Here is a 12,145-nt window from a genome sequence, read left to right as displayed (position 1 = left end):
ATGAGTAAGAAAACCGGCCCAGAACAGGGGCCGTATCCACAGGATAGCGGGGCGGCGCTTCCGTCCCGTCGGCGTTTATTGTTGGGTATGGGCGTGATGAGTGGCGCGTTGGCGCTCGGTGGCGCTAAAGTGGCGCGGGCCGCTGATTGCCCTGCGCCTGAGGCACAGCCTGCTCAAGATGAACGTTGGCAGAAACAACCTTTCTACGGTCAGCATCAATCCGGTGTGTTAACCCCTCAGCAGGCAGCAATGATGCTGGTGGCCTTTGATGTCTTAGCGACAGACAAAGCCGGGCTGACTCGCTTATTCAAGCTGCTAACAGAACGCATCGCCTTTTTAACCGCAGGCGGACATGCGCCATCGGTGAATGCCAAGTTGCCGCCGTTAGACTCGGGCATTATGGGGCCAGAAATTTATCCCGATAACCTGACGATGACGGTGTCAGTGGGTGACTCACTGTTTGATGAGCGCTTTGGCTTGCAAGGGCAGAAACCGCAGCGTTTGCAGCGAATGACGCGTTTTCCAAATGATTCACTGGATGCCGCCTTGTGCCATGGTGATGTCCTGCTGCAAATTTGCGCCAACACCAATGAAACGGTGATTCATGCGCTGCGCGATATCATTAAGCACACGCCAGATCTGCTCAGTGTCCGCTGGAAGCGTGAAGGCTTTATTTCTGCTCATGCGGCGCGCAGTAAAGGAAAAGAAACACCCATCAATTTATTAGGCTTTAAAGATGGGACTGCAAACCCGAAAACCAGTGATAAGCCGTTAATCAATCAGGTGGTTTGGGTGCAGGATAATGCGGGTGAACCGGCTTGGGCGATCGGGGGAAGCTATCAGGCGGCACGTATTATCCGCTTCAAAGTCGAGTTTTGGGATCGCACACCATTACAGGAACAACAAACCATTTTTGGTCGCGATAAGCACAGTGGTGCGCCGTTGGGAATGGTACATGAGCATGATGAGCCCGATTACACTCAAGACCCTAATGGCGAGACCATCAAACTGGATGCGCATATTCGTCTGGCAAATCCTCGAACCGCAGAAACCCAGAATAACCTGATGTTACGCCGTGGCTACAGCTATTCTTTGGGCGTGTCCAATTCGGGGCAACTGGACATGGGGCTATTGTTTGTTTGCTACCAGTCTGATTTGGAAAAAGCGTTCCTGACGGTACAAAAACGGCTGAATGGAGAGGCGCTGGAAGAGTATGTGAAACCGATTGGTGGGGGGTATTTCTTCGTCTTACCCGGTGTAGTAGATGCCAATCACTATCTGGCCCAAGGCTTGCTCAGCGCTTAAACCTGCTCCGCGACTAGTATATTGCCATCACATCAGCACCGCACTCACGCGGTGCTTTTTCATCAAATCAACAGATTAACTCTTCAGTTTGGCCGTAATTTTTGCCACATGCTCACCTTGGAAACGGGCGATAGCCAACTCTTCCGCGCTAGGATGACGAGAGCCATCTCCACCCGCAATCGTGGTTGCCCCATAAGGTGTACCACCCCGGGTCTGTGAAACATCAAATAACTCTTTAGCACCGTAACCGATAGGCACAATGATAAAACCGTGATGGGCCAGCGTCGTCCACGTAGACGTAATCGTATGTTCTTGACCGCCACCGGTACCGGTTGAGGAGAATACACTCGCGACTTTACCGTACAGTGCGCCGGACGCCCACAAGCCGCCGGTTTGATCGAGGAATGTGCGCATTTGCCCTGCCATGTTACCAAAGCGAGTTGGCGTACCAAAAATGATGCCATCGTAGTCAGCTAATTCTTGCGGGGTCGCAACCGGAGCTTGCTGGTTGGTTTTACCGCCAGCATTGGCAAACGCATCGGCAGGCATGGTTTCTGGCACGCGCTTTATCGTTACGTCAACACCACTGACTTTTTTTGCCCCTTCGGCTATCGCACCGGCAAGTGTCTCGATATGTCCATACATGGAATAATAAAGTACTAAAATTTTCGCCATCTCGTTTTACTCCAATCAAATATATTGAATAACGCTGATGATGTAATCATAGTCGCTGCTAATGACACCTAATAACCATACGCCAATATAGGCAGGCTGCAACTTTGCACCCTAAGGATTTTAAATCATGGGGGAATATAGATAGGGCATATTGATATTATTGGGGGAAACATCTTGACTCACGCTATTGCGCTTCAATAGGGGGCATTCATTAAGGGCAGTGTTTGAGCCGCCCTTAATATTGGGTTGCTATCACAGATTACGTAACTTCTTTTGCAGGCGTTTTTGCTGCCAGCGCTCTACCCAATTCCCCAGCAAGAACGTATTTATCGCCCTTAATCCTAATGGGATGCCTAGCCCAAGAACGACCCACCATGCCCACATATAACTCGGAGAGGTGAACCAGTTAATGGTAAATAAAACCGCACACAAAATAACAGCACGCAGTAATTGACGGAAGAAAGCCATTTCATTTTCAACAGCATCACGTGCATCAAGCACGCGCTGGTCAACGGCATCAGCCGGTGACTCTTGCTGCTGGCTAACACCAGGCGTATACAACTCACTCACTTTCAGATCTAACACCGCGGCAATAGCACTTAACGTTTCAAGACTCGCTTGCTCGCCATTTTCAATCCGTTGAATTGTGCGCACACTGAGACTACAAAGTTCAGCTAACTGCTCTTGCGACCAAGCTCGTGCCTGCCGTAACTCACGAATACGATAAAGATTCATATAAAGCTCCCATGGGGGTTATTGGCGTCCCCCAAACCTACGCTCAAGCATTCGACACTACCACGACAGCAACCCGACAATAACGTGACATCTTTCTGACACCAGACGTACTAGGGGTTAACGATGTTTGTACGTCGTTCCTGCGCTAGATTTACCCCACCCGTTATGGCTTTTATCACAGTTGCGAGGGCGAAATATTGACAAAACTCAGAGCGGTCAATATCTTAAATTAAAGTAAAACTCCATTTTTATTATTTATTTGGAGTTTTATTTTCACCTAAAAACCCCATATGCCTTTGTCTGAATGATTGATTAATAGGGAATGCAGAAAATGACCCAGATATACCGTCAATATAAGAAAAAGTGGCGAACAAAAGTAGCTCTGTTTAGCGCACTGACTCTATTGGTGAGTTTATCCTTGCCACATGCGAGTGCACAAAGCTACCCAGATGTTCCAGTTCCCTTTAAAAATGGCACAGGCGCGCGGGTCGATAACAGTCTGTACGTTGGCCTAGGCAGTGCGGGCCAAGCATGGTTTCGCCTTGATACCAACAACATTGGCCAAGGCTGGCAGAAAATAGCTGACTTTCCTGGGCAACCACGTGAACAGGCCGTCACCGTGACGCTTGGGGGGAAATTGTATGTTTTTGGTGGTGTCGGTAAAAGCAGCGCTAATGACACACAGGTGCGTGCGCTGAATGATGTTTACCAATTCGACCCACAGACGAATCATTGGCAGTCATTAGCAACTCGAGCGCCTCGGGGGCTAGTGGGAGCCGCGGCTACCACGCTGGACGGGACGCAGGCGATACTGTTGGGGGGCGTCAATAAAGCGATATTTGACGGTTATTTCGCAGATCTGGCGGGCGCTGGAGATAACGAAGCCCAGAAAAAAGCGGTCATTAATGCGTATTTTGATCAGGCACCGGCTGATTATTTCTACAGCCACGATGTGCTTATTTATGAACCGCAAAAGAATCAGTGGAAAAATGGAGGGCAGGTGCCCTTTTTAGGCACGGCAGGGTCCGCTCTCACTAATAGGGATAACCGTTTGATACTGATTAACGGTGAAATAAAACCGGGATTACGGACATCAGCGGTGTGGCAGGGTGAAAAACAGGGAACAACATTCGCGTGGCGGTCACTCGTAGATTTGGTGGGGCCACAAAAAGGCAGCATACAAGAAGGGTTAGCGGGAGCATTTTCTGGCACCAGTCATGACGCCGTCTTGGTCGCCGGTGGGGCTAACTTCCCTGGCGCTAAAAAACAGTTCGATGCGGGTCAACTCTACGCACACCAAGGATTGAAAAAACAGTGGCAACAAGCCGTGTACGCGCTGGTGGATAACCAGTGGCAGCGGGTTGGCGAATTGCCCCAGCCTCTTGGTTACGGTGTCTCTATTCAGGGAAATGATAAAGTGATCCTTATCGGCGGAGAAACCACGGATGGCGTTGCGACGTCTGCGGTGACTCAAATGACTTGGCAAGGCAACAAACTGCACATGGAGTCACTGCCCTAGGTGGCAGGATCATCGCAAGATATTAGTGATGGCTGAATAGGAAGGGAGCGGCGTCAGAGTGACCTGACGCCGGATACAATTAACGATTATGCGTGTCGTACAGATGGCTTTTACGCTTCTTCAACGTGATATATCCGATGGTCAGAATCACAAACCATAATGGTGTGACTATCAGCGCCTGACGGGTATCGCTTTCCAAGGTTAGCAGCACTAAGACAAAGGCGAAGAACGCCATGCAGATCCAGGACATAACAATACCGGCTGGCATTTTATAGATAGATTTCTTATGCAAGGCTGGACGTCTTTTGCGATAAACCAGATAAGAGCAAAGGATAATGGTCCAAACGAACATAAAGAGAATGGCTGAAACGGTGGTTACTAACGTAAAGACCGTCATGACATTTGGGATCAAATAAATCAGCACTACACCGCCCAATAGGCAGATGCATGAGAAGGTCAGGCCGGAAGCAGGTACGGATCGACGAGATAATTTACCAAATTGTTTTGGCGCATCACCTTCTTTCGCTAACCCAAACAGCATACGGCTGGTGGAGAATACACCGCTGTTGGCTGAAGAGGCTGCAGAGGTTAACACCACAAAGTTGATCACGCTGGCCGCAGCGGGAAGCCCGACGAGGACAAATAACTCAACAAACGGGCTTTTATCGGCGACGACTGAACTCCAAGGGGTCACGGACATAATCATAATCAATGAGAATACGTAGAACATGATTATGCGGATAGGAATGGAGTTGATGGCGCGTGGTAAAACCACTTCAGGATCTTTAGTTTCTGCGGCAGTTGTCCCGACAAGCTCAATACCCACAAAGGCAAAAACAGCTATCTGGAAGCCAGCAAAGAAGCCACTAATCCCTTTCGGGAACATCCCACCATCATTCCATAAATGCGTAAATGACGCTGTCACGCCTGACGGAGATTGATAGCTCATTAACACCATGGTCAAGCCAGCGAAGATTAGCGCCACAATGGCCACAATCTTAATCATGGCGAACCAGAACTCCATCTCACCGAACATTTTTACCGTGGCTAAATTCAGTGATAGCAGCAGTAAAACTACTAATAGAGAGGCGACCCATTGGGAGAAACCAGGGAACCAGAATTGAGCATACGCGGTTATGGCGACGACATCGGCAATACCGGTGATTACCCAGCAAAACCAGTAGGTCCAGCCAGTGAAAAAACCAGCCCACGGCCCGAGCAAGTCTGCGGCAAAGTCACTGAATGACTTATATTTTAGATTCGATAGCAACAGTTCGCCCATTGCTCGCATCACGAAAAACAGCATAAAACCGATTATCATATAAACGAATATGATCGACGGCCCGGCAAGGCTGATGGTTTTACCCGATCCCATAAACAACCCAGTACCTATGGCACCGCCGATAGCAATCAGTTGAATATGGCGGTTGGAGAGATTCCTTTGAAGGTGCTCTTCAGGTTCTGGCAAAGGTTCTGCCACTATCTTGGATTGGTCTACCATCTTTCCCATTCCCTCTTCCTGTATTTGTGAAGTTGTTGAGCTCTATGTTGGCTCTTAGGTTTATTTGTCTGTCTGTCTGTCTGTCTGTCTGTCTGTCTGTCTGTCTGATTTTTTCTTGTTTTACAGTATAATTTGCGAATTATTTAATGTATTCGCAACAATAATTACACAATACTCATCATTTTCCAGTGTTTATATTTTGCACACTGAAATTTGTTAAGTTCATCACAGCGGATGGAATTACAACATGAACTTACTCAACTAACAATAATCGTCAGTAAGAGATGAATAATTAATCTGAAGAAAAGGAAGTCATGTAGGATAAAAAGAAAAATACGACGAAGTGTTTGACAGCTAAGGTTAACAGGAGAATAATTATCGCCGTTGGGTCGTTAGCTCAGTTGGTAGAGCAGTTGACTCTTAATCAATTGGTCGCAGGTTCGAACCCTGCACGACCCACCAACGAAATCAATGAGTTAGATTTGATTTTTGACTTAAAGTAGATTTAGGCGACATATTAGATATCTCTCCCATTTGTTGACTTAAATTCGCCTATAAATATTTACTCTCTCTGAATTCACCTTTCTTTAATTATCTTTTTAATAAATCTCCGGTTCTGGAAAAATAGTTATTGGGATATCTGTCATTATTCTATTTCGGAAAAATCAAATAATGAAAAACTATCGAGATAATACCGTTTATAAAATTGCCACGAATTGAATAGCAAAGGCCCGCATCATCGGGCCTTCTAGTTGGCATTTTGCTATTGAAAAATGAAATGAATGAAACCGATAACCAGCAGTAGAAACGCAGTATATTGTAAGTAGTAAGCAGACATTGTTCTCATATTGACCCCCTTGACGTGATTACATTTAAACAAGCAATATCTGCGCCATTATCTAATCCTCTGATAAATGGTGTTTTTTGTTTTTGTGTCAATGTATCCATGCCCTGAATAAGGGCGAGGGCACCATTAAGGGGCGCTATTGTGAGTAAAGGTCGCATGAGATATCCGGGGAGTTAGCCTCCCCAAGAATGGATATACAAATTGAAATTATGACGTGGAGATAAAGCGAGGTTTATTCTGGTTTTTTAGCGGACAGCAAGAATATCATTGGACGTTCTTTCTCTTCATCTAATGCAGGGCAATCAGCAATTTGTTTTGCTGTCGGTCCCCATTCTTCTAGATGCGTGATAACAAAACCTTGTTTGACCAAAAGATTAATATAAGTCCCTAACGTTCGGTGTTGTTTGATAACACCTTCTGCCAACCAGTTTGTGACTCTTTCACCTTCAGCCTGATAGCTATTAACAGGCCATGATTGTTGTTCATCATCAGTCATTAGCCAATCTGGACGCTTGGGGGCAGTGTAGATAGGATGTTCTGCGGAAAAAACAAAACTGCCGCCTGGTAATAGCGCATCGTAAATCTTAGCGAACAGAGCAGGTAGTGCTTTTATATAGTGCAAAGTCAGGGAGCTATAGGCTAAGTGGTACACTTGTTGCGGTAGATTCACATTTTCCAAATCTTCTTGCCGATAGGTAATGTTTTCATCTGTGGCCATTTCTTTAGCGCGGTTTAACATTTTTTCGGAGACATCTAGCCCTAAAATTTCTGTTGCGCCTTGCGTATGCGCATATCGGCAAAACCAGCCGTAGCCACAACCTAAATCAACGACTTTTCTTCCTGACAGTGGCGGTAGGATTTTACAGATTGCGGGCCATTCAGGTGCGCCTTCTAATCCATCGACTGAACGCCTCAATTTGGCATAGCCTGAAAAAAAAGCCTGATTATCATAAATATTCTGAGTCATATATCTTCCTCGTGACATGAGTCTTTATTTACTTATTAAAAAGCGGAGATAGTTTAGCATTTACCCAACCAGATTAAATGAGCCAAGTTAAACGATAAATGCTATTTCACTTCTAATACTGAGTTGTTAGCGCAAGTTAAAATAGTTGTTAACATTAACGTCTGACTCTTCAAATTCATTAATACGAATTCTGGACAAGATTAATATTAATCCTATTATGTTATTTATCTTGAAATAGGCTAAACTTTGTACAGTGCGATTAGCGTGTTGTTAACCGTTCTGGTTTTTCAAAGACTGATAAAGCATGCATGTTTTGCTAGTGCAAATAGTCATTCCCATAGATGAAGGTGCTTTATCCCTGACTAGATGCTTCTCTTGAAGGAGATAGCGATGACTCCCGTACAAATACTGATTATTCTGGTACTAACAATTTTTGCATTGTACCGTCAGTCGGTCAGCCACGAGGTGTTGTTAGGTCCAGCTCGCTTTAAATGGGCTTGGGTTTATGGGATGGTCGGGTTGGTAGTGGGTGGCACATATATGCCAGCTACCATGACTTCCTGGTTAGTCTTAGGTAGCGGTGTATTATTTAGTATTGTCATTGGTATTTTACAAGGCCGCCTTATTGAGATCTGGCGCGAACCGGATGGACGTATTTTTTGTAAAGGAACACCACTGACGATCACTTTGTTTATGCTGCTTGTTGGATCTAAATGGATTATTGGTACATTGCAATACCTTTATAATCGGCCAACTGAACAAGGTGGTTTTGGCGAAATTTTGATTATGATTGCGGTAATGGCCGCATTTCAGGTTGAAATTATCAGACGCCGCAGCCGAGCTTTATATCCAGATAATCCGATTGACTCATTGCCGGAAGGACGTTAAAAAACGAACTCTTAGCTAACAGTCTAGTGGGGACTGTTAGCTAATCTCAGGAGTGTGTTGATTTTGAAGTGTTAATCGACAATAAAAAGTTTAGCGCCTGATACTGTGGAGGAGCGGTGCGCTTCTGCGTTATCTGCAACCTGATAGCTCATACCCGCTTTTAAAATAAAAGTCCGACCATCATCCAATTCAGTGCTCATTTCGCCGTCAAGACACAATAAAATATGCCCTTTAGAGCACCAATGGTCAGCCACGTATCCTGCGCTGTATTCCACCATGCGTACTCTTATATTGCCAAAGTGCTGTGTTTGCCAGTAGGCAACGCCATGATCCCCGTCATGTTTGGTTTTCGCAATTGTTGACCAATCAGTGATACCAAACGGAATGTCCACTATATTCATTTAAGCCTCATTATCGATACGGATCTATCAGCACCCTATTTGCGCAGCGTTAAAAGTAATACACAGTGTATTAGCTTATTGCCAGCCCAACTTTTTTAAAGTAAGTCATACTATGGGTTGTAAGGTAAAAATGGAGATTACAATAATATGAAAAACCTAACTATTTTCCAGTTTTTTCATTGGTACTATCCTGATGGCGGCAATTTATGGCAGGAGGTCTCTGACCGCGCGGAACATCTTAGTCAGCTTGGCATTAATTTTGTTTGGCTTCCTCCTGCCTATAAAGGTGCTTCAGGAGGTTATTCCGTTGGGTATGATACCTATGATTTGTTTGATTTAGGCGAGTTTGACCAGAAGGGAACTCGGGCGACAAAATATGGCGATAAAGAAGGCCTGCTTCATGCGATTGACCGGCTAAAAGAAATGGAGATAAAAGTCCTTTTTGATGTGGTGTTTAACCATAAAATGGGTGCAGATGAAAAAGAGGATGTCAGTGTTCATAGAGTTAACCCTGAAAACCGCACTGAAATTGACGAAGAAATTATAGATGCACAGGCTTACACGCGTTTTACATTTCCTGGACGCCAACAAACTTACTCATCCTTTATTTGGGATAAACAGTGCTTTACTGGTGTTGATTATATTGAAGAGCCATCAGATGAGGGGATTTTTAAAATCATAAATGATTATAGTGATGAGGGTTGGAATACCGAGGTTGATGATGAATTAGGTAACTTTGATTATCTGATGGGAGCCGATATTGAATTTCGTAATCCTGCGGTAAAGGAGGAACTAAAGTATTGGGGCGAGTGGTTGCTTAACACATTACCTATTGATGGTTTTCGCTTAGATGCCGTAAAACATATTCCCGCATGGTTCTATAAAGAGTGGATTGAGCATGTACGAAATCAATCAGAACGAGACTTAATGGTTATTGCCGAATATTGGTCACCTGATATCGAAAAGTTACAGCAATATATTGCTCAGACCGAGGGTAATGCCATGTTATTTGATGTGGCTTTGCATCACAATTTTCATGATGCGTCTAAACAAAGTGAAGAGTATGACCTGACCCAAATATTCAGTGGAACTTTAATCGAAGTTGATCCATTTCATACCATCACATTAGTCGCGAATCATGATACTCAACCCCTCCAATCACTCGAAGCGCCAGTAGAACCGTGGTTCAAACCACTAGCCTATGCATTGATTCTCATGCGTGAGCAAGGCATTCCCTGCGTTTTCTACCCAGATCTCTTCGGTGCGAGTTATGAGGATAATGGTGATGATGGTGGTACATATCAAATAGAAATGCCGATTGTTGGTGAACTGGAAAAGTTAATTCAAGCTAGGCAACGTTTTGCCCATGGAGCACAAACAGATTATTTTGATGATAAGAACTGTATCGCGTTTGTTCGCACTGGTACGGAGGAAGACCCCGGTTGTGTCGTTATTCTTTCTAATGGTGCGGAAAATGAAAAGGAAATTACTCTTGGAGAAGGGTTCCCTAATAAAGAATTTGCTGATTATTTAGGGCGTCATACCGCTATTATTACGACTGATGAAGCTGGGGTAGCAGTATTTCCAGTCAATGGTGGGAGTGTGAGTCTTTGGGTACTCAAAGAGTATTTGCAATAAATAGTTTCAATCAACTTTTTAGACCCTGTGATAAGATTACACACTCTAAAACTGTAGGTATTCAATCATGGTCTTTGTCATTCTTTGGTTTGCTATTGCAGCGCTCAGCGAATATTTAGTATGGGGATACCCGTTGTTGGCGGTATCTTTAGCACTATTATTTGTGATTGTGGGTGGATATTGGGTCTACAGAATTAGGAAAATTCAGGTCAGTGACGAACCTTCCGATGAACGAAGGTCCAAGGCTATCAGCAATCTCAATCTCACCTTTTCAGTGGTCATGTTAGCGATTCACGCACTCGTATTATTGTTGTTGCGTTGAGCCATCTTGTTTTTATGGCGTAGCTTGCTTGCCATCAACTATGCCATAGATTCCAAGTAGATATGAGTATCCAGGCAGCCACAATCCAACATACAACAGCAGCGCTCAAAGCGAACGATAAGCGCAAATGGTCAATAAAAAAATAAAGTGATATCAAATAGATAAAGTAAGGGATGATGGCCCACAGACCAAAAATGATCGTCATCCGCAATGCTTCAATACTTCGCTCATTCCCAACAATATAGTGTGCGATGAGGGCGAAGGTAGGAAACAACGGAATTAGCCCGGCAATATAGTAATTACGCGTCTTCGATAATATTCCGATCAGTACCACAACACAGGCACCAATCACTGCTTTTAGCAATAATCCCATCGCACTCTCGAACAATGAAAAAGAAACTGCCGATTGAATATACTTCCATGAAATTTATGAAGTTTATTGATTCGGCAGCACAGTGATTTTGGGTGTCACATGATATGTATAAGCTATTGACGATAGCCGTTTTTGATTTGAGCAACTGTATTCGTAAAAACTTCAGCTTGAGCAGCGTCTTCAATACCGGCAATAGAACGTTCGATATTTAAGATGACTTTCCCAGCATCGGCTTGGCCGATTGCTTTTAACAGCAAGGTCAATGTTGCTTTCAAGCAGGCTACTTCGTTCGCTAAAGTTTCTGGATCTGCAGAAGTGGTATAGTCTGGATTACTCATTTTTTTTCCTGAAGTGACAACATGTAATGCACATTTAGCCGCATTATTAAACAATCCTCGGATTATACCATAAACTGATAGTTTGCTTTGATAACAAGTGCGCAATCTTTTATTGATAGCTCAGATTCTGACCGACTCTATGACTTGACAAGGTGATGCTCGCCGGTAGTCGTCTCTTCATCTAAGTTATTATCTTAATAAAGTTAGTTATGTTCATAAAAACCATGTCGTTTTGCACAAATAAAACTAACGAAAGACCCAAAGACTAAAAGTGAATGAGTGATAAACAATAAATAAGTAAAACTAAGACTAATCCCTAGCAGTCATTTCACATGATCACGAGTTGTATCAATATGTTGTGTATTTTAAATGTAAGTTTAACGCTTTCAATGAAAACAATTATTTTTTGCTTGAATAGTTTGTCGCGGCAAGAAAAATCTTAAAAAAACTATTTTTTGAGTCAGGTGGGTAATTGATATGTCTGCAAATTTATGTACATAGTTAAAATGTTGATGAAATTAATATATGTCAAACAATATAGATAGGAATTTGCAATTTTTCTGTATTCATTATTTGTTCGAAAACAAGTAATATCATTCCAGTAAACGAAACTTGATTAGGTTACTCCCTTATTTT

The 12,145-nt window shown here is 43.9% G+C and carries 12 protein-coding genes and 1 tRNA gene; 6 read left to right on the top strand and 7 right to left on the bottom strand.

The features are described 5' to 3' along the window. Entirely contained in the window at positions 1–1,305 is a 1,305-nt protein-coding gene (gene efeB / locus BN68_RS06340) for an iron uptake transporter deferrochelatase/peroxidase subunit (protein ID WP_019210320.1), read from the top strand. Positions 1,306–1,380: 75 nt separating this feature from the next. On the opposite strand, the gene wrbA is transcribed toward efeB, so the two are convergent. Continuing rightward, positions 1,381–1,980: an NAD(P)H:quinone oxidoreductase gene (wrbA, locus tag BN68_RS06335; protein WP_019210319.1), complete on the bottom strand. Its 600-nt coding sequence runs from the start codon at positions 1,978–1,980 to the stop codon at positions 1,381–1,383. Positions 1,981–2,232: 252 nt separating this feature from the next. Further along, the gene (locus BN68_RS06330) at positions 2,233–2,715 is read right to left on the bottom strand and encodes a helix-turn-helix domain-containing protein (RefSeq protein ID WP_019210318.1); all 483 of its coding nucleotides are present in this window, start codon (positions 2,713–2,715) and stop codon (positions 2,233–2,235) included. A gap of 331 nt (positions 2,716–3,046) precedes the next feature. Between BN68_RS06330 and BN68_RS06325 the strand changes: the two genes are divergently transcribed. Further along, entirely contained in the window at positions 3,047–4,234 is a 1,188-nt protein-coding gene (locus tag BN68_RS06325; protein ID WP_019210317.1) for an N-acetylneuraminate epimerase, read from the top strand. Positions 4,235–4,313: 79 nt separating this feature from the next. Here BN68_RS06325 and cycA read toward each other — a convergent pair whose 3' ends face one another. Further along, positions 4,314–5,735 (bottom strand): D-serine/D-alanine/glycine transporter, encoded by a 1,422-nt coding sequence (gene cycA / locus BN68_RS06320; protein WP_186375668.1) that lies wholly within the window; start codon positions 5,733–5,735, stop codon positions 4,314–4,316. Positions 5,736–6,121: 386 nt separating this feature from the next. Between cycA and BN68_RS06315 the strand changes: the two genes are divergently transcribed. Continuing rightward, positions 6,122–6,197: transfer RNA gene (locus tag BN68_RS06315), tRNA-Lys, on the top strand. A gap of 617 nt (positions 6,198–6,814) precedes the next feature. Here the strand turns inward: BN68_RS06315 and BN68_RS06310 are convergent. Continuing rightward, the gene (locus tag BN68_RS06310; protein ID WP_019210315.1) at positions 6,815–7,549 is read right to left on the bottom strand and encodes a class I SAM-dependent methyltransferase; all 735 of its coding nucleotides are present in this window, start codon (positions 7,547–7,549) and stop codon (positions 6,815–6,817) included. Between the two features lie 390 nt (positions 7,550–7,939). Here BN68_RS06310 and BN68_RS06305 point away from each other — a divergent pair, with 390 nt between their 5' ends. After that, entirely contained in the window at positions 7,940–8,437 is a 498-nt protein-coding gene (locus BN68_RS06305; RefSeq protein WP_019210314.1) for a hypothetical protein, read from the top strand. Positions 8,438–8,508: 71 nt separating this feature from the next. On the opposite strand, the gene BN68_RS06300 is transcribed toward BN68_RS06305, so the two are convergent. Further along, entirely contained in the window at positions 8,509–8,838 is a 330-nt protein-coding gene (locus tag BN68_RS06300; RefSeq protein ID WP_019210313.1) for a DHCW motif cupin fold protein, read from the bottom strand. Positions 8,839–8,985: 147 nt separating this feature from the next. On the opposite strand from BN68_RS06300, the gene amyA reads away from it, so the two are divergent. Together amyA and BN68_RS06290 are read left to right on the top strand one after the other, a co-directional pair. Next, the gene (amyA, locus tag BN68_RS06295) at positions 8,986–10,476 is read left to right on the top strand and encodes an alpha-amylase (protein ID WP_019210312.1); all 1,491 of its coding nucleotides are present in this window, start codon (positions 8,986–8,988) and stop codon (positions 10,474–10,476) included. A gap of 67 nt (positions 10,477–10,543) precedes the next feature. After that, positions 10,544–10,798 (top strand): hypothetical protein, encoded by a 255-nt coding sequence (locus BN68_RS06290; protein ID WP_019210311.1) that lies wholly within the window; start codon positions 10,544–10,546, stop codon positions 10,796–10,798. Positions 10,799–10,832: 34 nt separating this feature from the next. Here BN68_RS06290 and BN68_RS06285 read toward each other — a convergent pair whose 3' ends face one another. Both BN68_RS06285 and BN68_RS06280 read right to left on the bottom strand, forming a co-directional pair. Next, entirely contained in the window at positions 10,833–11,171 is a 339-nt protein-coding gene (locus BN68_RS06285; RefSeq protein WP_019210310.1) for a GlpM family protein, read from the bottom strand. Positions 11,172–11,284: 113 nt separating this feature from the next. Next, on the bottom strand, positions 11,285–11,509 hold the full coding sequence (locus BN68_RS06280; protein ID WP_019210309.1) for a DUF2594 family protein: 225 nt from the start codon (positions 11,507–11,509) through the stop codon (positions 11,285–11,287). Positions 11,510–12,145 lie beyond the last annotated feature (636 nt).

The organism is Yersinia massiliensis CCUG 53443 (genome assembly GCF_000312485.1).
Classification (GTDB): domain Bacteria; phylum Pseudomonadota; class Gammaproteobacteria; order Enterobacterales; family Enterobacteriaceae; genus Yersinia; species Yersinia massiliensis.
Note: the sequence above shows the minus strand (reverse complement) of the source record. Positions and strands in the feature narration are given on the sequence as shown.